This is a genomic window from Cellulosimicrobium sp. Marseille-Q8652 (genome assembly GCF_965112045.1).
Genome location: NZ_CBCOPS010000002.1, coordinates 1,860,352 through 1,882,775, shown reverse-complemented (window position 1 = coordinate 1,882,775; position 22,424 = coordinate 1,860,352). Strand labels below are relative to the sequence as shown.

General features: G+C 75.8%; 16 protein-coding genes and 1 tRNA gene. 8 read left to right on the top strand and 9 right to left on the bottom strand.

Features of this window, described 5'->3' with window-relative positions; translation table 11 throughout:
* Window positions 1–76: 76 nt before the first annotated feature.
* The 8 genes from ACWPWV_RS18395 to ACWPWV_RS18360 all read right to left on the bottom strand — a co-directional run bounded on the left by ACWPWV_RS18395 (window position 77) and on the right by ACWPWV_RS18360 (window position 10,874).
* A complete protein-coding gene (locus ACWPWV_RS18395; protein ID WP_454044332.1) occupies window positions 77–1,483 on the bottom strand; it encodes a PP2C family serine/threonine-protein phosphatase in 1,407 nt (468 codons plus the stop codon).
* Window positions 1,480–3,852 (bottom strand): tetratricopeptide repeat protein, encoded by a 2,373-nt coding sequence (locus tag ACWPWV_RS18390; protein ID WP_454044331.1) that lies wholly within the window; start codon window positions 3,850–3,852, stop codon window positions 1,480–1,482. The genes ACWPWV_RS18395 and ACWPWV_RS18390 overlap by 4 nt, the downstream gene beginning before the upstream one ends.
* A complete protein-coding gene (locus ACWPWV_RS18385; protein ID WP_454044330.1) occupies window positions 3,849–4,955 on the bottom strand; it encodes a hypothetical protein in 1,107 nt (368 codons plus the stop codon). The genes ACWPWV_RS18390 and ACWPWV_RS18385 overlap by 4 nt, the downstream gene beginning before the upstream one ends.
* Window positions 4,952–5,998, bottom strand: a complete 1,047-nt coding sequence (locus ACWPWV_RS18380; protein ID WP_454044329.1) for a glutamate ABC transporter substrate-binding protein — start codon at window positions 5,996–5,998, stop codon at window positions 4,952–4,954. Before ACWPWV_RS18380 ends, ACWPWV_RS18385 begins: the two co-directional genes overlap by 4 nt.
* Window positions 5,995–7,335 carry a hypothetical protein gene (locus ACWPWV_RS18375; protein ID WP_454044328.1) on the bottom strand — a complete coding sequence of 447 codons (1,341 nt, stop codon included), beginning with the start codon at window positions 7,333–7,335 and terminating at the stop codon, window positions 5,995–5,997. The genes ACWPWV_RS18380 and ACWPWV_RS18375 overlap by 4 nt, the downstream gene beginning before the upstream one ends.
* On the bottom strand, window positions 7,332–9,005 hold the full coding sequence (locus ACWPWV_RS18370) for an AAA family ATPase (RefSeq protein ID WP_454044327.1): 1,674 nt from the start codon (window positions 9,003–9,005) through the stop codon (window positions 7,332–7,334). Before ACWPWV_RS18370 ends, ACWPWV_RS18375 begins: the two co-directional genes overlap by 4 nt.
* Entirely contained in the window at window positions 9,002–9,559 is a 558-nt protein-coding gene (locus tag ACWPWV_RS18365; protein ID WP_454044326.1) for a hypothetical protein, read from the bottom strand. Before ACWPWV_RS18365 ends, ACWPWV_RS18370 begins: the two co-directional genes overlap by 4 nt.
* 97 nt (window positions 9,560–9,656) lie before the next feature.
* Window positions 9,657–10,874, bottom strand: a complete 1,218-nt coding sequence (locus ACWPWV_RS18360) for a toxic anion resistance protein (RefSeq protein ID WP_454044325.1) — start codon at window positions 10,872–10,874, stop codon at window positions 9,657–9,659.
* Between the two features lie 317 nt (window positions 10,875–11,191).
* On the opposite strand from ACWPWV_RS18360, the gene ACWPWV_RS18355 reads away from it, so the two are divergent.
* Together ACWPWV_RS18355 and ACWPWV_RS18350 are read left to right on the top strand one after the other, a co-directional pair.
* Window positions 11,192–11,935 (top strand): SDR family NAD(P)-dependent oxidoreductase, encoded by a 744-nt coding sequence (locus ACWPWV_RS18355; protein ID WP_454044324.1) that lies wholly within the window; start codon window positions 11,192–11,194, stop codon window positions 11,933–11,935.
* A gap of 46 nt (window positions 11,936–11,981) precedes the next feature.
* Window positions 11,982–12,416 carry a PPOX class F420-dependent oxidoreductase gene (locus tag ACWPWV_RS18350; RefSeq protein ID WP_454044323.1) on the top strand — a complete coding sequence of 145 codons (435 nt, stop codon included), beginning with the start codon at window positions 11,982–11,984 and terminating at the stop codon, window positions 12,414–12,416.
* Window positions 12,417–12,458: 42 nt separating this feature from the next.
* Here ACWPWV_RS18350 and ACWPWV_RS18345 read toward each other — a convergent pair.
* Window positions 12,459–12,531, bottom strand: a tRNA-Arg gene (locus tag ACWPWV_RS18345).
* A 158-nt stretch (window positions 12,532–12,689) separates the two neighbouring features.
* On the opposite strand from ACWPWV_RS18345, the gene ACWPWV_RS18340 reads away from it, so the two are divergent.
* The 6 genes from ACWPWV_RS18340 to ACWPWV_RS18315 all read left to right on the top strand — a co-directional run bounded on the left by ACWPWV_RS18340 (window position 12,690) and on the right by ACWPWV_RS18315 (window position 22,414).
* Window positions 12,690–14,369: a GTPase gene (locus ACWPWV_RS18340; protein ID WP_454044322.1), complete on the top strand. Its 1,680-nt coding sequence runs from the start codon at window positions 12,690–12,692 to the stop codon at window positions 14,367–14,369.
* Window positions 14,366–15,952: an ABC transporter gene (locus ACWPWV_RS18335; protein WP_454044321.1), complete on the top strand. Its 1,587-nt coding sequence runs from the start codon at window positions 14,366–14,368 to the stop codon at window positions 15,950–15,952. The genes ACWPWV_RS18340 and ACWPWV_RS18335 overlap by 4 nt, the downstream gene beginning before the upstream one ends.
* 46 nt (window positions 15,953–15,998) lie before the next feature.
* A complete protein-coding gene (locus ACWPWV_RS18330; RefSeq protein ID WP_454044320.1) occupies window positions 15,999–16,457 on the top strand; it encodes a single-stranded DNA-binding protein in 459 nt (152 codons plus the stop codon).
* Between the two features lie 118 nt (window positions 16,458–16,575).
* Window positions 16,576–18,258, top strand: coding sequence for an energy-dependent translational throttle protein EttA (gene ettA, locus ACWPWV_RS18325; RefSeq protein WP_454044319.1), 1,683 nt, complete (start codon window positions 16,576–16,578; stop codon window positions 18,256–18,258).
* A 332-nt stretch (window positions 18,259–18,590) separates the two neighbouring features.
* A complete protein-coding gene (locus tag ACWPWV_RS18320; RefSeq protein ID WP_454044318.1) occupies window positions 18,591–20,660 on the top strand; it encodes a dynamin family protein in 2,070 nt (689 codons plus the stop codon).
* Window positions 20,657–22,414, top strand: coding sequence for a GTPase (locus tag ACWPWV_RS18315; protein WP_454044317.1), 1,758 nt, complete (start codon window positions 20,657–20,659; stop codon window positions 22,412–22,414). The genes ACWPWV_RS18320 and ACWPWV_RS18315 overlap by 4 nt, the downstream gene beginning before the upstream one ends.
* Window positions 22,415–22,424: the final 10 nt, after the last annotated feature.

The window sequence follows — 22,424 nt, the reverse complement described above, 5'->3', positions numbered from 1 at the left end:
GAACGCTCGAGCGGAGGGTCGACGTGGTCGCGGGCACGGCCGGAGGGTGCGGCGGGCGACCGCGGTCGGTGGGTCGTCAGCCGGCGGCCCCCGCGGCGAAGCGGGCCAGGGTGACGGTGATGTTGTCCCGGCCGCCCTGCGCGTTCGCCCAGCGCACCAGGGCCGCGGCGAGCGCCTCGGGGTCGGAGCCGTCCGAGCCCTCGGTCGCGTGGACGAGCGCGGCGAGGTCGCCCGCGGCGGAGCAGTAGTTCCAGAGCCCGTCCGAGCACACGAGGACCCAGCCCGGGCGGTCCGGGATGGTGGCCGCCGTCCGGGCGGTGGGGTCGGGCGCGTCGTGACCCAGCCAGCGCGTGATCGCGTGCGCCTGCGAGGAGGTCTCCGCCTGCGCCCGCGGGACGCCCTGCGCGATCATCTCCTGCGCCCACGAGTCGTCGACGCTGAGCTGGTGCGCCTCGCCGGCGTCGGGCAGCCAGTACGCGCGCGAGTCGCCGACCCAGCCCGTGACGACGAGGGGCCCGTCGACGACCGCCGCGACGAACGTGCACGACGGCGGGTTCTCCCGGTCGGCCGTGCCCGGCACCGCTGCGAGGACGGCCTCGTTGGCGGCGCGTGCGGCGTCGCCGAGCAGGACCGACCAGGCGCTGAGGCGCGCGGTCGTCTCACCCTGCACGCGCGCGCCGCCCGAGGGACCGCCCGCGGCGAGCGTGTCGCGCGCGGCCCGCGCGGCGGCGAGGCTCGCGACGTCCGAGTCGGGCGCGCTCGACACCCCGTCGCACACGACGAGCGCCGCGAAGGGGCGCTCCGCCGGGTCCTCTCCGGCCGGCACTGCGGGCCCGCTCGCGGACCCGGGCCCGCCGACGGGCGCCGGCCCGCTCGCGGCGAGCGCCATGGCGTCCTCGTTGCGGACGTGCCGCACGCCGCGGTCGCACACGCCTGCGACCCAGGCGACCGGTCGCTCGGCCCAGTGGTCGCGCTCGGTCGCGGCGGGCTCGCCGCACTGCGCGCAGTAGCCGTCGTCCGCGATCGTGCCGCCGCAGCGCACGCACGGCCGCGAGCCGTCGGTGCGGGTCCTGCCGTCCGGGTCGTCGGCGTCCGTCGCCGTGCCGGGGTCGGCGGGCGACGTCGCCGCAGCGAGCCCGTCCGCGTCGCCCGCGCCGTCCGCCCCGTCCGCGCCCGAAGCCGTCGGCTCGGGCGGGAACGACGCGAGCGGGGTGCCGCACGCCTCGCAGAACCGCGCGCCGGGGTGCGACGGCTCGCCGCACGCCGGGCAGGCGAGGAGCGCGCTCGTGGCCTCGCCGTCGCCGTCCACCTCCGCCGGGGCCGTCGCCTCCGTGGTGGTCGCGCCCGGAGCCGTCGCACCGGTGCGCTCGTCCGGAGCGGTCTCGTCCGGAGCGGTCTCGTCCGGAGCGGTCTCGCCCGGGGTGCTCTCGTCCGGGGCGGGCGCGTCGGGACCCGGCGACGCGGGTCCGGTCGGGGCGCTCATCGCACGGTCCAGCGGCGGACCTCGTTCGCCTGGTCGACGAGCTCGATGCGCTCGTCGCGGGACTCCGTGAGCGACGCGAGCTCGCGGTACGCGCCCTCGAGCGCGTCCCGCAGCGCCGGCTCGTCCGCGGGGACGCCCGCGATCCGGGTCGTGGGCGACGGGCCGGACTCGGTCACCGTGTCGAGCGCGGAGCGCAGCACCCCGACCGAGAGCTGCGCGCGCTCGCGCGGCGCGATGGTCACGGCGCCGACGCTCGCGAGCGCGTCCGCGAGCGCGGGCAGCCCCCGACCGGAGTCGGCGAGCAGGTGCGCGCGCAGCACGCGCGACTCGACGTACGAGCTGCGGGTCGGCGTCACGAGGTCGAGCGCCTGCAGGGCTCCGTCGAGGTCGCCGCGCTCGCGCCGGATGCGCGTGAGCCCGAAGGCGGACGGCGCCGTGTAGTTCGCGTCCGACCGGGCGCAGATCACGTAGAGCGACTCGGCGATGTCGGGCTCGCCGCTGAGCTCGCACGCCGTGGCGAGCGCGAGCTTCGGCGCGAGCTCGCCCGGCACCTGGCCGTAGACGGCGTTGAACGACGCGCGGGCCGCGACGGAGTCGCCGCGCGCGAGCTCGTCGAGACCGCCGAGCCATGCGGCGCGCCACTCCCACGGGTCGTCCGCGAGGATCTCCGCGATGGTCGCCTGCACGACGTCGCGTCGTCCCGCCTCGATCGCGGCGCGGGCACGGGCGAGGCGCACCTCGACGGTGTCCTGCGGGGCGTCGGCGAGCGCCGCGAGCCGCGCGTCGGGGTCCGCGACGTTGACCCCGGCGAGCCAGCTCGCCATCGGGTCGTGCTCGTCGGCGCGCAGCACGGGCAGCTCGTCCCAGTCGAGCGGACGCTCCGCGACGTCGGACACCGGCGCCTCGAACAGGACGGACGCCGCCGAGTGGAGCGCCGCGTTGCCCGGGCCCCGGTCGGTCGCGACGACCTCGCGCAGGACGCCGACGAGCTGTGCCCGCATCTCGTCGACCGTCGCGAACCGGTCGGACGGGTCGAGCGCGCACGCCTTGGCGAGCAGCCGGTAGAACGAGTCGTACGCCTGGAACACGGGCGTCTCGGCGACCGGCGGGAGCGACGCGACGTACGTCGTGGTGTTCCCCCGGAAGTCGAGCACCAGCGTCGCGAGCGTGCGGCCGATCGTGTAGATGTCCGACGCGACGGACGGACCGACCTCCGCGACCTCGGGCGCCTGGTAGCCCACCGTGCCGAAGATCGCGGACTGGAGGTCGTCGAGCCGCCGCACGCCGCCGAGGTCGATGAGCTTGACCCCGTCGCCCTGCTGGATGACGTTCTCGGGCTTGAAGTCGCAGAAGATCAGGTCGTGGTCGTGCAGGTACGCGAACGCCGGCAGGACCTCGAGGACGTACGCGAGGGCCTGGTCGACGGGCAGCGGGTCGATGACCCCGCCGTTCGCGTCGCGCCGGTCCTGCAGGATGTCCTTGAGGGACTTGCCGCCGACGTACTCCATGACGGTGTAGCCGGCACCGTCGTGCATGGCGAAGTTGTAGATCTCGACGATGAGCGGGTGCTCGACCTCGGCGAGGAACTGGCGCTCGGAGATCGCCGCGGCGTAGGCGTCCGGGTCGCCCGAGTTGAGCAGGCCCTTGAGCACGACCCAGCGGCCGGACACGTTCTGGTCGCGTGCGAGGTAGATCCAGCCGAGGCCGCCGTGCGCGAGGCAGCCGACGACCTCGTACTGGCCGCCCACGACGTCGCCGGGGGAGAGCTGGGGCGAGAAGTCGAACCTGTTGCCGCAGTGCGGGCAGAAGCCCGAGGTGCGGCCCGGCTGGCCGTCGCGTCCGCGGCCCACCTTCTCGCCGCACGTGGGGCAGAAGCGCTTGCGCTCGGCGACCTCGGGCACGGCCATGACGGCCTGCAGGGGGTCCGTCACGGGTGCGGAGGGCACGGTGGTCAGACCGGCGCCGAGGCGGTGGCCGCGCAGGCGCGTGGAGGAGGTGCCGACGCGGCGGGTCGCCTTGGAGCCCGTCGCGGCCGTGCGCGCGGACCCGAGCGCGGCCGTCGCGAGGCGGCTCGAGCTCGTGCGGCCCGTGCGCGTGGACCGCTCGGCCTCCGGGTCGGACGCGCCGGGCGGGACCGCGCCGGTCCTGCCCTGGACGAAGCCCGTGCCGAGCATCGCCGACGGCGACGCGGCGGTCGCGGAGGCGGCGCCCCGGGTCCGCCCGGTCGACGGACCGGCAGAGGTGCCCGCGGTCGCGGACGTGCCGCCCGAGGTGCCGCCGGCCGGCGCCCCGCAGACGTTGCAGTAGCCGTCCTCGATGGTGCCCGGGCAGCCGGGCTCCGAGCACGGGACGGTCGCGGTGGTCGTCACGACGACGCTCCTTCCGAGGTGGGCAGGTCACGGGTGAGGAAGTGGTACTGCTCGACGAGGAAGCGCGCGAGCACGACGTCGCACGGCGTCGCCTCGACGGCGTCCCGGGCCTCGGCGAGGCCGGAGCGGACGGTGGGGGACGTGGAGCGGCCGTTCGCGTCGGCCTTCGCGGCGAGCTTGTCGAGGCTGTACCGCAGCTCGGCGCGCTCGCGCAGGGGCCGGGTGTACGCGTCCTCGACGGTCTGGACCGCGCGCGCGACCGCGTCGAGCCGCGCCGAGTACGCGTCGAGCTCGAACCGCGAGTCCGGCACGGGGCCGAGCCGGGACACGTCGGGCACGGCGAGCCGCGGCGGGTGCGCGATCTCGCGCCGGCAGCGCGTCACGAGCTCGCGCAGCGCGGGTTCGCGGGCCTCGAGCGCGTCCCTGCGCTCGGTCGTCCGCGCGCGGTCGCGGCCGAGCTCCCGGCGCTGCGCCGACGCGACGATGAGGTCCCGCTCGGCGCGGGCCACCTCGGTCTCGAGCTCCGCGAGCGGGCCCGAGACGTCGGCGCCGCGCGCGGCCTGCGCGACGAGCCGGTCGAGCCGCCCTCGCAGCGTCCCGATGCGCCCGCGCGCGTCGGCGTCCGACCCGGCGAGGTCCTCGCAGCGCACGAGCTCGGCGCGCACGCCGCGCAGCCGCGCCACCTGGTCGGCCGTGTGCGAATCGAACGACAGGCGCGTGCGGAGCTGGACGACGAGCGCGTCGCACAGCTTGACGGCCTCGACGAGGGAGACGAGCGCCGCGCCCGAGCCCGAGTCGAGCCGGCCCCACACGAGGACCGACATCTTCTCGCGCGCGACCGCGTCGACGCGGCCCGAGTCCCACGTGACCCGCAGCTCGTCGGCGCGCCCGCGGATCGCCTGCCACAGGGAGAGGGCCAGGACGAGGTCGGCGGTGTACGCGTCGGGCGTCGCGGCGGCCTGGGCGGCGGCGTCGAGCCGGTCGAGCTCGGTCCGTCGCGCGTCGAGCCACGTCTCGAGCGCGCCGAGGTAGGCGAGGAGGTCGGCGGCGGGGATGGCCTCGCCGAGCCGTCCCGGCGCCTCGGGTGCGACGGGACGGCTCACGGCGTGCGGCCGTAGACCGGTGCCGGGGGCGTCGGGGCGTCGCCGAGCACGCCGAGCCAGCGGTCGTAGCTGGCGGCCCACGTCCCGTCGCTCTTCATCCGCTCGAGGACGCCGTTGACGAAACGCACCATGTCCACGTTCCCGGCCGGGACGCCGACGCCGTACGGCTCGTCGCTGATGGCCTCGCCCACGACCTTCGCGTACGGGTCCTGCGCGGCGAACCCGGCGAGGATCGTGTCGTCGCCGGTGATCGCGTCGACCCGGCCCTGCTGGAACAGCACGAGGCACTGCGTGTGCGTCGTGGCCGGGACCGCCTCGATGCCGGGGTACTCCTCGAGCCGCGTGATCGTCGTCGTGCCCTCGGGGGCGCACACGCGCTGCCCCTCGAGGTCCGCGATGCCCGCGGCCTCAGAGTCGCGCGTCACGAGGACCTTCTGGCCGGCGTGGTAGTACTCCGCGGAGAAGGCGATCTGCTCCCAGCGGTCGCAGTTGATGGTGAACGCGCGCGCGACGAGGTCGACGTCGTCCGGGTCGTCGCCCTCGAGGACCTCGATGCGCTGGCCCGACGTGATGACGCGGAACTGGAGCCGGTCCGGGTCGCCGAAGATCGCGCGCGAGACCTCGCGGAGCACGTCGATGTCGAACCCCTCGATGTCGCCCGACAGCGGGTCGCGCGAGCCCATGAGGAGGGTGTCCGCCGACACGCCGACGCGCAGCACGCCGCGCTCGCGGATCTCGGCCATCGTGCTGCCCGCAGGGAGCGCGTCGGGGCCGGGCAGCGCGCCCTCGGGCGCGTAGGACGCCAGCGGGTCCGTGCACTCGGCCGGTGCGGCGGCAGCGGGCGGCGCGCTCTCCTCGGCCGGCGGCTCCTCGGCGGCGAGGCGCAGGTCGTCGGCGCCGCTCGGACCCGTGCAGGCCGCGAGCACGAGCGTCGTCGCGGCCAGCGCCGCGGCGAGGCCGGTCCGCACGCGGGCGCGGCGCGGTCCGCCGCGGTGGGCGTCGGCACCCGTGGTGGCCGCGAGGGCGGCGTTCGTGGTCCTCACCGGTACTCCTCCAGTCGTGCCGTCATGCCGCGCCACGCGAGCAGGGCCGCGACGAGCCCGGCGACCAGCAGCAGCCACCCGGCGACGGCCGCGCTCGTGGCGGCCGACGCGAGGTCGTCACGGGTCGCTGCCGCGTTCGTCTCGATGTCGTCGCGCGCCGCAGCGGAGAACGTGTCGAACGCGGCGTTCGCGCTGTCGGGCTCGGTGCTCGTCGCGAGCGCGACAGCACCGTCCCAGTCGCCCTCGTCGTCGGCCGCGCGGATCTCGTCGTGCCGGACCACCCACGCGTCGAGCGCCTCGGCCGTCGTCCCGTCGAGGATGCCGTCGGCCGCGGCGGTGTCGAGGCGCTCGCCGGCGTCGTCGACCGCGGCCCGGAACTCCTCCTCGTAGACCTGGCCCGACCCGCGCTTGATGAGGGTGAAGGCCTCCATCGACTTCGCCTCGTTGCCGAGCGCGTAGGCCTGCGACGCGGCGAGCGTCGCGGCGTACGGGCCGGTCCGCACGTCCTGCGCCCGGCCGGACGCCTGCGACAGCAGGATCGTGCCCACGAGCCCCACGACGAGCACGACGCCCGTCGCCGTCGCGAGGCCGACGTTGAGCACGCGGTGCGTCCGGCGCGCGAGCCACACCTGTCCCAGGACGAGCACCGCGAGCGCGAGGAGGCACCCCGCGAGGACCCACAGGGCGTTGCGCACGCCCGAGAAGTCCGCCGCGACGCGGTCGGCGTCGTCGAGCACGACCTCGTCGAGAGCGGGCAGCATCTCCTCGCGCAGGATCGTGGACGCCTGGTCGAGGTATGCGGCGCCGACGGGGAAGCCCTGCCGGTTGTTCGCGCGCGCCTGCTCGACGAGCCCCGTGTACACCGTCAGGTCCGCGGCCACCTGCCCGAGCAGCTCGGCGTCGGCCTCGTTGCTGCCGGACAGCGTCGCGAGGTCGGCCGCGGCCTGGTCGACGAGCTCGTCGTAGCGCGCCCGCTGCTCGGCCGGCTCGAGCCCGCCGACGAGGAACGCGCCGGTCGCGGTCGCGTCGGCGGCCACGAGCGCGTTGCGCACGTCCTGCACGCCGACGAGCTGCGCCGAGTCCTCGGCCGCGGCGTCGAGCGCCCGCGACTGGACGCTGCCGGCCTGGAAGCCGAGCAGACCCAGCGCCAGGCAGGCGAGGACGGACAGCGCGAGGACGAGGCGCAGGCGGCCGGGCGTGCGGCGCAGCGCGCCCCGCGCGCGGGCGACGGACGCGCTGCCCAGGGGCTGCACGGCCTGGCCGGCCGGCGCCGCGGGCGCCACGATAACGGTGCCCGACGGCGGGGGCGCCGCCTGGCGGACCGGGGTGGTCGTCATGCGTTCTCCTCGACGGTGGGGTGGACGGGAGGTGCGGTCGGGTCGTCGGGCGCCTCGGGCGCCTCGGGCGCCTCGGGCGGGTCGAGCGACGCGAGCAGCCCGGGCGCGCCCTCGGCGTCGACGACGTCGGCGGGCAGCAGGAGGCGCAGCTCGTCCACCGTCGGGGCGGGCACGTCCCGCAGCCGCCACGCGTGGCGGGCGATCGCGGCGTCGAGCACGTTGCGGGCCCAGCGCGCGTTGCCGAATCCCTCGGTGCGTGCCTGCGCGGCGGCGAGGCGCCCGAACGTCTCGAGCGCCTCGGGTGTCGGCTCGAAGTCGGACCTCTCGGCCATGCCGGCGAAGATGTCGCGCAGCTCGTCGTCGGTGTAGTCCTCGAACGTGATGGTCGTCGAGAAGCGCGACTCGAGACCCGGGTTCGTCCCGAGGAAGTCCGCCATGGGCCCCGGGTATCCGGCGACCACGACGACGAGCTCGTCGCGGTGGTCCTCCATGTCCTTGACGAGCGTGTTGATCGCCTCGGCGCCGTACTGGTCCTCCGCGAGGCCGTACGCCTCGTCGACGAACAGCACGCCGCCCAGCGCGGTGGCCACGACCTCCGACGTCTTCACGGCGGTCTGGCCGAGGTAGCCCGCGACGAGCTCGGAGCGGTCCACCTCCACGAGGTGGCCCGTCGCGAGCAGGCCGAGCGCGCGGTAGATGCCCGCGACGAGGCGCGCGACCGTCGTCTTGCCCGTGCCCGGGTTGCCGAGGAACACGAGGTGCCGCGTGAGCGTCGGGCGCGTGAGACCGGCGTCGGTCCGCAGCTTCTCGACGCGCAGCAGCTCGGTCTGGCGGTGGATCTCGTCCTTCACGCGACCCAGCCCCGTGAGCGCGTCGAGCTCCGCGAGCAGCTCCTCGAGGGGGCGCGCGGGCTCCTCCGCGGGCGCGGCCGCCTGCGCGGGGGTCGTCTGCGCGGTCGTCGCCGGCGCTGCTCCCGCCGTCCCGCTCGCGTCCGTCCCGGTCGGTGCGGTGCCCGACGGCGCAGGGTCGCCCGGGGTCGTCGGCGTCCCGTGGCCGCGCGCGCCGAGCGCGTCGAGGATCGTCTCGACGGACGGGACGTCGGGCGGGACCGGGCGGGCGCCCGGGAGCCGTGAGCCGAGGTGGGCGAGCTCGCCGAGGTCGAACGGGTTGGCGGACGCCGGGCGGGTGCCGAGCGGACCTCCGGCCGACGGGGCCGTGGGCCCGGGCGCCGTCGGGACGGGCGCCGGCGAGGTCGTGACGGGCGGGCGTGCCCCGGCCGACGCCGAGCGCTGCACCGCCGCGGTCGCCGCGGCGCTCCCGGCGACGTGCGGACCGGGCGAGCCGAGGGACGCGGCCGCCGTCGCGACGTCGGCCAGCGCCGCGCCGTAGGCGCCGGCTCGTGTCGAGCGGGCGGCCACGAGACCGGCGAGCACGTCGGTGGGGGCCGAGCGCCAGCGCCGCGCGCTCGAGGCCGCCGTGAAGAACGCGCCGGTCGCGGCGGGGTCGTGACCGAGCGCCGCGAGCCACGCCGCGGGAGCGCCGGTCGAGGACTCGGCGACCGCGGCCGCGAGCCGTGCGCCCTCGTCGCGCGCGGCCTCCTCGTCGACCCCGGCGTCGCGCGCGGCGGCGGCGAGCGCGGTGAGCGCGGAGGCCAGGTCGGACGTCGTCACGGGGCCTCCAGGCGTCCGGTCAGGTCGGGCGGCGGCGTGCCGGCGCCGGCCCCGGGCGAGAGCGCGATCGAGGAGTCGCGGAACTTGTCCGCGAGGAACTGGCCGTGCGCCACGAGCGCCGCGGCGTCGGCCCGGGACACCGCGTCGGAGATCTTGTCGAGCGTCACGCCGAGCAGGTCGAGCTGGTCGCACAGGAGCATGAGGGACGTCTTGCCGTGGGCCACGACGCGACGGTCGGCGAAGTCGCGCGGCAGACGCAGGTACGCGCCGACGGCCTCGGGCAGGTAGCTCGTGGCGGTCGCGACGACCGTGTGCGCCTGCTGCGACCCGCCGCCGAGGCGGTCGAGGCGCGGCACCATCTCCTCGACCGTGCCCGTGATGCGGTGCACGCGCGCCGTGACGGCCGGCGGCACGCGGCCCTCGATCTGCCGCTCGATCCTCTCGACGGAGTCGAGGATGTCGACGCTCGTCGGGGGCGGGGGCAGCACGAGAGCCGGTTCGGTCGTGCGGGATCGACCGCCCATGCGGGCGACCACGTCGGAGAACCAGCCCATCTAGGCGACCGTCCAGCTCGGGGTGCGTACGGGAAGAGACAGAGGGAACTGCGGTGGTGCTGCTGCGGGTGCGGGCGCCGTCGTCATACGGGGCGGCTCAGAGCCGGCCGATGTCGAGCGAGCCGTTGCCGGCCTGCGACACGTCGGAGCGGCGCGCGCGGTCGAGGTACTCGTTGGCCTTCGTGGTCTCGGTCTCGAGGACGCCGATCGTCTGGGCCATCGAGTCCAGCGCCTGCGTCTTGAACGTCGAGATCGAGTCGAGCGTCGCGTAGATGTTCGCGAAGGCCTGCTGGAGCTGGGGCAGCCCGACGGTCGCGCTCGCCGCCTGCGACTGGATGGTCGCCGACTGGTCCGCGAGCATCTTCGACGTCGACGCGATCATGTTCGACGTCGTCGTGTTGAGCGCGGTGATCTGGTCCAGCACGAGCTTCTGGTGGGCGAGCGCCTGAGCGACGATGACTGCCGTGCGCAGCGCCGAGATGGTGGTCGTCGTGGCGCGGTCCACGCCCTTGATGAGCTCGAGGTTGTTCTTCATGATGATGTCCATCGCGAGGTAGCCCTGGATGGACACCGCGAGCTGCGTGAGCAGGTCCTGGTGCTTCTGGCGCACGTAGAACTGCACGTCCTCGCGCAGCGCCTGGGCCCGCTCGGGGTCGGTCGTGTCGAGCTGCGCGATCTTCGTGGAGAGCTCGGTGTCGAGGCGCTCCGCGATGAAGATGTACTGGTTCAGCCGCCCCATGGTGTCCCAGAGGTTCTGCTTCTCCAGGTTGAGCGCGGCGTTGTCCTTGCGGAGCTCGTCCTGGCCGTTGTAGAGCGACTGGACGATCGCGTTGAGCTGGGACTGAGAGCTCTCGTAGCGACGGAAGTAGTCCTGGATCTTGCCGCCGAACGGGAAGATGCCGAGCAGCTTCTTGCCGATCGGCGCCTCGCTCGGGTCGAGGTCCTCGACCGTGCGGCGCAGCTCGAGCAGCGACCGGCTGATCTTCGAGCTGTCGGACACGCCGCCCTCGCGGAGCTCCTTGACCGGCATGTCGAGCATCCGGTTGGACACGTCCGCGGCGGCGCGGATGTCCGCGTCGCCCATCTTGCGGACGTCGTCGGCCTTGGCGGCGAACTCGGGCGAGCGCGTGTCCGCGGACAGGAGCTGGTCGAGGTACGAGCCGACCTTGGCCTCGAGACCCGGGATCGCGGCCTCGTCGACGCGCGGCGCGAGCGAGGGGGCCTGCGTGGCGGCGACGGGCTTGACGGGTTCCGGCGCCGTGAGCGTGAGCGTCTCCGTCGGGGCGGGGGGCTGGAGCGGTGCTGCCTCGGTCATCTCGATCCTTCGCTCGTGCGTGCCGTCGTTCGCCGTCGGTGGCGGCCGGGAGAGGGCTGTCGCACGCCCCCGGGTACCCGGGCGAACCGGGCCGAACCGGCCCACGGGCCGGTCCGGCGAGTATATCTACGAGGGGTGGCCCGATCTTTACCCTTTCCGACCCCGGGAGGGTGAGAACTCCCCATGCCGAGCACAACGTGCGCGGCGCCGATGAGTTCCGTCCCCGGGCGCCGTCGTCCCTGTCGCCCGCTCAGCGCGGGCACGCGCGCCGGCATCACCGCCGACGTGCCCGCGGACACCGGACGAAGGAGACGACCGTGCAGCTCGCCGGGAGGAACGCCGTGGTCTACGGGGCCGCCGGGTCGATGGGGTCGGCGGTGAGCCGGGCCTTCGCCGCCGCCGGCGCCCGCGTCTTCCTCACCGGGCGGACGGCCGCGACGCTCGACGCGCTCGCGGCCGAGATCCGGGCGGCCGGGGGAGCCGCCGAGACCGCGGTGGTCGACGTCGACGACCTCGGCGCGGTGCGCGACCACGCGGCACACGTCGTCGCGACGGCAGGGAGCCTCGACGTGTCGTTCAACGCGGTCGGGATGGACGCCGTGCAGAACGTGCCCTTCGTGGACATGGACCCCGACGACGTCCTCGTCCCGGTGACGCAGGCCGTGCGACGCCACACGCACACCGCGGGCACCGCGGCGCGGCACATGGTCGCGCAGGGCTCGGGCGTCGTCGTGGTGCTCTCGACGACGGCCGCGCAGGAGTCGCGGCACGAGATGGGCGGCTTCAACGTCGCGTGCGCCGCGCTCGAGGCGCTCGTGCGCGGGCTCGCGGGCGAGGTCGGGCGGCACGGGGTGCGCGTCGTCGGGCTGCGGCCGAACTTCACGCCGGAGACCGCCGGGGCGAAGGACGAGGACCTGCCCGACCTCGTGGACGACACGCTGCTCGGCCGGCTGCCGCGCCTCGCCGAGGTCGCGGGCAGCGCCGTCTACCTGGCGTCCGACGCCGCGGGCGCGACGACGGGCGTGGTCCTCGACCTGTCGTGCGGCGCGATCGTCGGCTGACCCGTCCCGACCGATGAGTCGTGGTCCCGCCGCCGGTCGGGACACCATGACCGACCACAGCGCGTCCACCACCCGGTCCGCGCCCGGGCCCGCACACGTCCCCGAGGGTGCTCGGGCACTCGTCGCGGGGCCGCACGTCGCGCACCTCGCGACCGTCCTGCCCGACGGCGCCCCGCACGTCGTGCCCCTCTGGGTCGCCTGGGAGGGCGACCGGCTCGCGTTCCTCACCGGACCGCGCTCGCGCAAGGCCCGCAACCTCGCGCGCGACCCGCGCGTCGCCGTCTCCGTGACCGACACGGGGAACCCGTACGTCATGGCGACGCTCCGGGGCCGCGTCGTCGAGGTGCTCGACGGCGAGGCCGGCTGGGCGGTCGTGGACCGCCTCTCCGTCCTCTACACGGGCGGTCCCTACCCGCGCGGCGAGGAGCGGCACGCGTTCCTCGTGGAGGTCGAGCACGCCGACGCGCAGTCGTTCGCCTGACCGGCGCCCGCGGGCACGAGGGGCGCCGGGGAGGCGGTGCGGTGCCCCGAGCAGGACTCGAACCTGCAACCTACGGATTAGAAGGCCGTTGCTCTATCCATTGAGCTATCGAGGCGCGCAGCCATCGTAGTGTGCGGCGCGCGAGCCCCGCAGGTCGCGACCGGCGCCCGACGCGGCCCCCGACGGGCGCCCGACGTGCGGCCGACCCGCAGCCGACCTGCACGGACGGCGCGTACGTTTGGCGGGGTCGGGTCCAGGCGTCAGGATGAACCCGTGAGAACCCGAGACGTCGCGACGGGCGCCCAGAGCGCCGCAGGCCCGGGCGGCGCGACGGGCCGCGGCCGTGCCGAGCAGGGCGAGGAGCTGGGCGTCACCGTCTTCGACGTGGCCCGTGACCTGCGGCGCGACGTGGCCGCCGTCGAGCTCCCGCTGGCGATCGAGGGGTCCGACGAGGCGGCGGCGTCGCGCGACCGGCTGCTCACCCAGCTCGACGAGCACCTGCTGCCGCGCCTCAAGGAGCTGTCCTCGCCGGCGGTCGTCGTGGTGGCCGGCTCCACCGGTGCCGGCAAGTCGACGCTGTACAACTCGCTGCTCGGCGAGGAGGTGTCGCAGGCCGGCGTGCTGCGCCCGACGACGCGCGAGCCCGTCCTCGCGTTCAACCCCCTGGACGCCGACGTGATCGTCGAAGGGCCGGCGACGCGCGTGTCGCGCGTCATCGACCACGACGGCGTCCCGCGCGGCACCGCGCTGCTCGACGCCCCCGACCTCGACTCCCTCCTGTCGGAGAACCGCGAGACCGCCGGCCTGCTGCTCGAGGCGGCGGACCTGTGGCTGTTCGTCACGACGGCGTCGCGCTACGGCGACGCGCTCCCGTGGAAGGCCCTGAGTCGCGCGATGGAGCGTGGCGCGAGCGTCGCGATGGTCCTCAACCGCGTCCCGCCCGACACGCTCACGACGATCCGGGGGGACCTGCTCCAGCGCCTGCGCGACCACGGCATGGACGGCGTGCCCCTGTTCGTCGTGCCGGACGTCGGCCCGCACGAGGGGCTCCTGGACCGGTCGGTCGTCGCGCCGGTCGCGCGCTGGCTGACGATGCTCGCCGGGCCGGACCGCTCGCGCGCGGTGATCGTGCGCACCCTCAAGGGATCGCTGGCGGCCCTGCCGTCGTGGGTGACCGGCGTCTCCGACGCCGTCGAGCGCCAGATCGAGGCCGCCCAGGTGCTGCGGGACACCGCGACCGCGGCCCTCCCGCCCGTCCGTGCGCAGGTCCGCGAGGCCGTCCTGCGCGGCGACCCCTCGCGCGGCTCGCTCGCGGCGCGCTGGTCCCAGATCACCGGCGCCGACAAGGTCGACCGCGTCAAGGTGCGCGGCGGCGTCGTGCGCTCGACGCGTCGCCGTGGCCGGGCGCGCGACACCGCGCTCGCACCGCTGCGCGACGAGGTCCGCACCGTCGTCCGGCGCACCCTCGCGGCGGACGGCGTGCTCGCGCACGAGGCGCTGCGCGCGGCGCTCGACGGGACCCGTCGCGTGCCCGGCGGGTCCGCCGTCGTGCCCGACGGCGAGTCGGCCGCCGCCCCGCGCGAGGCCGCTGCGGCTCGCCACGTGGACGAGTGGGTGGCACGCGCCGACGAGGTGGTCGCCCAGCTCGCACGCCCCGACGCCGCGGAGGCGGCCCGCGCCGCGGTCAAGGCGTTCGGGGAGAACGGCCTCGCGGCGCTCCTGCTCGCCGCGGCGGCCGGGAGCGACGACGCCGCGGCCCTCGTCCGCACGTCCCTCGCCGACACCGCCGACGACGCCCTCACCGCCCTGACGACGGACCTCGCCGACCGTGCGGAGGCGATGGTCGACCGGGAGGCCGAGCCGGTCCTCGCGGCGCTGGACGTGCCGGCGCTCGCGCCGGACGCCGCCGTCGCCCTGCGCCTACGACTCGCCGAGCTGAGGAGGCTCATGTGACGTCCCACGACGCCCAGCTGCGCGCCCGCACCGAGGACCTCGAGCGCGCGGTGGACCTCGCGGGCGACCGGCTCGACCCCGCCGTCGCCGCCCAGGTGCGCGACGCGGTCGGCGGGGTGCGCGAGCGCCTCGCGCTCGGCGTCGACCACACGGTCGTCGCGCTCGCGGGCGGCACCGGCTCGGGCAAGTCCAGCCTGTTCAACCGCGTCTCGCGCCTCGACTTCGCGGACGTCGGCGTGAAGCGGCCGACGACGGCCCGCATCACGTCGTGCGCGTGGAGCGACGAGGCCACGGCGCTGCTCGACTGGCTCGAGGTCGACGCGGAGCGCCGCATCACGCGCGACGGCATGCTGGACGCCGACGACGAGTCGGCGCTCGGCGGGCTCGTGCTGCTCGACCTGCCCGACCACGACTCCATCGAGCCGGCGCACCGTGCCGTCGTGGACCGGGTGCTGCCGCTGGTCGACCTGCTGGTGTGGGTCGTCGACCCGCAGAAGTACGCCGACGACGCGCTCCACTCCGGCTACCTCCAGAAGTCCGCGGGGCTCGAGGGGTCGATGGTCGTCGTGCTCAACCAGATCGACACCGTGCCCGAGAGCCGTCGGGCGTCGCTCGTCGAGGACATGGACCGCCTCCTCGGCGAGGACGGGCTCACCGGCGTCTACGTCACGACGGTGTCCGCCCGCACGGGAGAGGGCCTGGACGAGCTGCGCGACCTGCTGGAGCAGGCCGTCGCCCGGCGCAGCGTCGCGGCGAGCCGGGTCGCCGGCGAGCTCGACCGCGCCGGCGCGCTGCTCCTCGCGGAGATCCCGGGCGACGTGCCGTGGACCATGAGCGCGGCGGTCGAGGAGGAGGTCGACGGGCTCGCCGCGGCCACCGGCCTCGCGGCCGTCGCCGGCCAGGTGGGCGCGGCGGTCCGCAACGGCTACGGCCGTCCCGAGTTCTCCCCGCCGCAGCCCGACGCGGTCGCGCTGTCGCGCTCGCGCTGGATCGAGCGGGCGGGACGCGCGCTGCGGCCCGGCTGGCGACAGGCTCTCGACGAGGCGGTGGCGCCGGCGAAGGGGATCACCGAGGCGACCGTCGCGGCGCTCTCCAAGATCCCGCTCGACACGCGCGGCCCGGCGTCCGCCCGGCCGACGCGTCGCGCGGCGTGGGCGGCCCTCGCGGTCGGCGTGGTCGCGGGGGTGCTCGCGGTGCTGGGGTCGCTCGGCGTGGTCGACCTGTCGGGCGTGCTCGTCACGGTGTGCGCCGTGGTGGCGGCCGTCGCGGTGCTCGGCGCGGTCGTGTGCTTCCTCGCGGTGGTCCAGGTGCGCCGCACGCTCGCCCGGCGACGCGAGCAGCAGGTCCTCGCCTCGGGCCGCGGCGCGATCGAGCGGGTCGTGCAGGTGGCGATGGGGCGGCCCACCCAGGACCTGCTCGACACGCACCGCCAGGTCCGCGAGCTCGCGCAGTCGGCGCGGGACCTCGCGCCCGCGGCGCCGCTGACCGGGTCGCTACGGCTACCCACAGGCCCGGATCTGGGCGCGTCGTCCACAGGCGAGCGTCCGACGTCGGACGGCGCCACCCCGCGCAGCGCACCCTGAGGCGGCCGCCGGGAACGCCCCGGCGCAGCGGTCCTCAGGAGGCACCATGCACGGTGACGTCACCGTCACGCTCTCGGGCTTCGTCGCGACGACGCCCACGCTCTTCACGTCCGAGTCCGGCACGGACTTCACGAGCTTCCGCATCGCCCAGACCCGGCGCTATCTCGACCGCGAGCGCGGCGAGTGGGTCGACGGGCGCACGCTCTGGTTCACGGTCAAGGCGTTCAAGCACGTCGCGCGGAACGTCGCGACGTCGCTGCACAAGGGCGACCCCGTCGTCGTCACCGGGCGGCTGTCGGTGGACGAGTGGGCCGGCCCGGACGGCCCGCGCACCAGCCTCGTCGTCGAGGCGACGTCCCTCGGGCACGACCTGACGCTCGGCGAGTCCCGGTTCGCACGCACGGTGCACCGGCGGGAGGACGCGTCCCCGGCGGCGCTCGACGCGACCGAGGGCGCCGTGGAGGAGGAGGCGCCCGCGGACGAGGAGCACCTCGCGACGGTGTGACCGGTCCCGCCGCACGGCGTGCCGTCCGTCAGGACCCGTGCGGCGGCCCGACCGCGTAGGCTGAGTGGTCGGCAATCCCGACCCACTCCAGACCGACCGAACGGTGGAAGCACAGGCTGTGGCTGAGTTCATCTACTCCATGTACAAGGCGCGCAAGGCGCACGGCGACAAGGTCATCCTCGACGACGTGTCGCTCAACTTCTACCCCGGTGCCAAGATCGGCGTCGTCGGCCCGAACGGCGCGGGGAAGTCCACGATCCTCAAGATCATGGCCGGCCTCGACACGCCCTCGAACGGCGAGGCGCGCCTCTCCCCGGGCTACAGCGTGGGGATCCTGCTGCAGGAGCCGCCGCTGAACGAGGAGAAGACCGTCCTGGGCAACGTCCAGGAGGCCGTCGCCGACATCCTCGCCAAGAAGCACCGCTTCGACGAGATCTCCGCCCTCATGGCCGAGCCCGACGCCGACTTCGACGCGCTGCTCGCCGAGATGGGCACGCTCCAGGAGGCCATCGACGCCGCCGACGCGTGGGACCTCGACTCCCAGCTCGAGCAGGCGATGGACGCCCTGCGCTGCCCGCCGCCGGACGCCGACGTGTCCGTGCTCTCCGGCGGCGAGCGCCGCCGCGTCGCGCTGTGCAAGCTCCTCCTCGAGAAGCCGGACCTGCTGCTCCTCGACGAGCCCACCAACCACCTGGACGCCGAGTCCGTGCTGTGGCTCGAGCAGCACCTCGCGACCTACCCCGGCGCCATCCTCGCCGTCACGCACGACCGGTACTTCCTCGACCACGTCGCCGAGTGGATCTGCGAGGTCGACCGCGGCCGCCTCTACCCCTACGAGGGCAACTACTCGACCTACCTCGAGAAGAAGGGCGAGCGCCTCCAGGTCCAGGGCAAGAAGGACGCCAAGCTCGCCAAGCGCCTCAAGGAGGAGCTCGACTGGGTCCGCTCCAACGCCAAGGGCCGCCAGACCAAGTCCAAGGCGCGGCTCGCCCGCTACGAGGAGATGGCGGCCGAGGCGGAGCGCACGAGGAAGCTCGACTTCGAGGAGATCCAGATCCCGCCGGGCCCGCGCCTCGGCAGCCTGGTCCTCGAGGCGAAGAACCTCCAGAAGGGCTTCGGCGACCGCCAGCTCATCGACGGCCTGAGCTTCACCCTGCCGCGCAACGGCATCGTCGGCGTCATCGGCCCGAACGGCGTCGGCAAGACCACGCTCTTCAAGACGATCGTCGGGCTGGAGCCTCTCGACGGCGGCGACCTCAAGGTCGGCGAGACCGTCTCCATCTCGTACGTCGACCAGTCGCGCGGCGGCATCGACCCGAAGAAGACGCTGTGGGAGGTCGTGTCCGACGGGCTCGACTTCATCAAGGTCGGCAACGTCGAGATCCCGTCGCGCGCCTACGTCGCGTCGTTCGGCTTCAAGGGCCCGGACCAGCAGAAGCCCGCGGGCGTGCTGTCCGGCGGCGAGCGCAACCGGCTCAACCTGGCTCTGACGCTCAAGCAGGGCGGCAACCTCCTGCTGCTCGACGAGCCCACCAACGACCTCGACGTCGAGACCCTCGGCTCGCTCGAGAACGCGCTGCTCGAGTTCCCCGGCTGCGCCGTCGTGGTGTCCCACGACCGGTGGTTCCTCGACCGCGTCGCGACGCACATCCTCGCGTACGAGGGCACCGAGGAGAACCCGGCGAGCTGGTACTGGTTCGAGGGGAACTTCGCGTCGTACGAGGAGAACAAGGTCGAGCGCCTCGGCGCCGACGCGGCGCGTCCGCACCGCGTGACGTACCGCAAGCTCACGCGCGACTGATCGGTCCCGACGACGCCGGGCGAGTGCAACCCGCCCGGCGTCGTCGTGTCTGCGTGCGGTTCGGGGCGGCTACCTCCGCCCGGCGTCCACGACGGCGCGCGCGGGTCTACCATCCGGCCGCTCGTGCCTCGCGGCCTCCCGCCAGACCCGCCACGACCCGCGCGCGCCGTCGATCCCGCCGGGCTTGCGTGCCGTCTCGCCTCCTCGTCGTCCACAGGGGGTTCGTCCCTCCTCTCGTCCACGGCCCGTGCCTGTCGCGGATGGGATCGTCCGTTCTCGCGGTGGCGGGCCGTCCGCGCGCCTGGCCTGGGGCGTTGCGGCAGACTGGCGGGATGACCGAGCCCGGAACGCCTCGTGCCGACGCCGCTGCCGGCGATGCGGAGGAGCGCGGAGGCGAGGTGCCGGCGCTGTCGGCCGCCGGGGCGGGGACCGCGGGGCTGGTCGAGGCGCTGGAGATCCTGCGGGGACGCCTCGGGGCACTGCGGCTGCCGCTCGAGGTGCCGGGCGTCGCGACGGCGCGGCACGACCTCGCGCTCGCCGTCGACCAGCTGGACGACTACCTCCTGCCGCGCCTGCGGTCGCACGCCGCGCCGCTGCTCGTCGTCGTCGGCGGGTCGACCGGGGCGGGCAAGTCGACGCTCGTGAACTCGCTGCTCGGCGAGCACGTGTCCGCGCCCGGGGTGCTGCGGCCCACCACGCGGGCGCCGGTGCTGGTCCACCACCCGCTGGACGAGCGGTGGTTCTCGACCGACCGCGTCCTGCCCGGCCTCGCGCGCGTGAGCTCGCACCGCGCCGACGGCTCCGGCGCCGGGAACGGGACCGGAGAGCCCGGCGGCGGCGCGGACCTGTCGCGCTCGCTGCGGCTCGTGGCGAGCGACGCGCTGCCGCAAGGGCTGGCGCTCGTCGACGCTCCCGACGTCGACTCGGTCGAGACGGCCAACCGGGAGCTCGCCGCGCAGCTGCTCGGTGCCGCCGACCTGTGGCTCTTCGTCACGACCGCCGCCCGCTACGCCGACGCGGTGCCGTGGGACCTGCTGCACCGCGCCGCCGAGCGGCGGGCGCAGGTCGCGATCGTCCTCGACCGCGTGGACCCGGGCGCCGAGGCGGTGGCCGACGACCTGCGGCGCATGATGGACGAGAACGGGCTGGGCGCCTCGTCGCTCTTCGTCGTCGGTGAGTCCGACCTCGTGGACGGGTTCCTGCCGGAGCAGTCCGTCGCCGAGGTGTCGGCGTGGCTCACGGAGCTGGGCGTCGACGCCGACGCCCGGGACCGGATCGCGCTCGCGACGCGCGACGGCGTCGTCGACGACCTCGTGCGTCGTGCGGTGCTCGTCGCCGGGGCCGCGGACGCGCAGGGCACCTCGGACGCGCGGCTGCGCGACGTCGTCGAGCGGGCGTACGCGGACGCGGCGGCCCAGGTCGACGCCGCGACGAGCGACGGCGCCCTGCTGCGCGGCGAGGTCCTCGCACGGTGGCAGGACTTCGTCGGCACGAGCGAGATCTTCCGCGCCGTGGAGCAGGGCGTCGGGCGGGTGCGGGACGCGGTCGCGTCGTTCTTCCGAGGCAGGCCCGCGCAGGCCCCGCAGGTCGAGCAGGCCATCGCCCACGGCCTGGAGGCGGTCGTCCTCGACGCCGCGGACACCGCCGCCGAGCGCGCCCACGGCGCGTGGCGTTCCGACCCGTCGGGCCTGGAGCTGCTGGACGGCCTCGACCTCTCCCGCTCGTCCGTCGCCTCGCGGGGTGAGGTCGCCGCGCAGATCCGGGCGTGGCAGGGCGACGTGCTCGAGCTCGTGCGCGAGCAGGGCGCCGGCAAGCGCGGGGCTGCGCGGGCGCTCTCCTTCGGGATCAACGGTCTCGGGGTGAGCCTCATGGTCCTCGTCTTCGCGTCGACGGGCGGCATCACGGGCGCCGAGGTCGGGATCGCGGGCGGGACGGCGATCGTCGCCCAGAAGCTCCTCGAGGCCGTGTTCGGCGACGACGCCGTGCGACGCCTCACGCGCACGGCCCGGGAGCGGCTCGCCGAGCGCGTCGACGAGGTGCTCGGCGCGGAGGCACGACGCTTCACCGCGCAGCTCGACGCACTGGGCAGCGCGGACGCGACCGCAGCGGCCCAGGGCGTGCGGGACGCGGCGCACGCGGTGGAGGCCGCCGCGCGCGCCGAGCGGGCCGGGCGCCCCGCTCCCTCGGGGAGGACGCCCGGTCGGCACGCCGCGCGACCGCTGCGTGGCGCCGGCCGCACGACCGCCGACGAGGCGGCACCCGACGCGGTCCTCGACGACGGCGCGCGGACAGGCTTCTGGCGCCGGCTCTTCGGCCGGCCGGCACGTGGCGACGCCCCGGGCTCCGGCGTCCCGGACGCCCCACCGCTCCCGGCACCGGTCGACGGGGAGGACGGGTCGTGAGCATCGACCTCGCGGACCGGACAGCCGCGCTGGAGTCGGCCCTCCTCGCGGGCGACGGACGGCTCGACGCGTCCCTCGCCGCCGACGCGCGGGACGTCGTCGGGCGTGCGCGCGAGCGCGCCGGGCTGTCGGCCGACCACACGGTGGTCGCGCTCGCCGGCGCGACCGGCTCGGGGAAGTCGTCGGTGTTCAACGCGCTGGCCGGCGGCGAGCTCGCGGCCGTGGGCGTCCAGCGGCCGACGACGTCCCACGCGCTCGCGGCCGTGTGGGGGACCGGCGGAGCGGGCCCGGCCGGCGCTCTGCTCGACTGGCTCGAGGTGTCCCGACGGCACGAGATGGGGACGCCGCTGGCGTCGGGCGACACCGCGGAGCAGGACGCGAGGCCGGGCGGCCTGCGCGGGATCCTGCGCGGCACGGGCCGCCGCCCGGCCGAGCTGACGAGCGGCCTCGTGCTGCTCGACCTGCCCGACCACGACTCCGTCGTCACCGAGCACCGGGTCCGCGCCGAGCGTCTGGTCGAGCGGGCCGACCTCCTCGTCTGGGTCGTCGACCCGCAGAAGTACGCCGACGCCGCGCTCCACGAGCGCTACCTGCGGCCTCTCGCCGGGCACGCGGCCGTCGTCGTCCTCGTGCTCAACCAGGTCGACCGGCTCTCGCCGGCCGACGCCGAGGCGTGCCTGGCCGACCTGCGCCGCCTCGCGGCCCAGGACGGTCTCGCCGACGCGCGCGTCCTCGGCGTCTCGGCGCGCACCGGTCAGGGGATGGACGCGCTGCGCGGCCTCCTCGCCGACGCCGCGGCGCGCCGTCGGGCCGCGAACGACCGGCTCGCCGCCGACGAGCGGGCCGTCGCCCGCCGCATCGCCGACGCGTGCGGCGACCCGCCCCCCGAGCGCGCGGGTCAGCGTGCCCGCGACGGTCTCGTCGACGCGCTGGAGGCCGCCGCGGGCGTGCCGACCGTCGTCGCCGCGGTCCGCGGCTCCGCCGTGCGCGACGCCCGCGCGGCGACCGGGTGGCCCGTGACCCGCTGGCTCGGGCGGTTCCGGCCCGACCCCCTGCGCCGCATCGGCCTGCGCTCCGGTCCGGCGCCCGGCTCGCGCGCTGCGCGGGCGGCGAAGGAGCTGGGCGGCGCCGAGCCGGCCGGTCCGGCGCGCGACGACCTCGCGCGCACGTCGTTGCCCGCCGTCCCCGCGGCGCTGCGCGCGGGGGCGCAGACCGCGGTGCGCGACTACGTGGACGCCGCGACGCGCGGGGTGCCCGACGCGTGGGCGCTCGCGGCCCGCCGACGGGCCGGGGAGGGCGCGGCCGACCTCGCCGACGAGCTCGACCGTGCCGTCGCGGGGACGGAGATCGAGGCGGCGCGCCGACCGGTCTGGTGGCGCGTCGTCGGGCTGCTCCAGTGGCTCGTGCTCGCCGCCCTCGTCGCCGGGCTGGTGTGGCTCGCCGTGCTGTGGCTCTTCGCCTATCTCCGCCTGCCCGAGCCGCCGACGCCCGTCCTCACGCTCGGCGCGGCGGGTGCCCCAGAGCTCCCGTGGCCGACGCTGCTCGTGCTCGGCGGCGTCGTCGTCGGGGTCCTGGTCGCGCTCGTCGCGCGGGTCGCGGCGGCGGTCGGAGCCCGGCGCCGGGCCCTGCGTGCCCGACGACGCCTTCGTGCGGCGGTCGGCCAGGTGGCCGACGCCGTCGTGCGCCTGCCCGTGGGGGAGGAGCTCGCGGCGCTCGCCCGGTGCCGGGCCGGGGCGCTCGTCGCCGCCTCCTGAGCGGGCCACC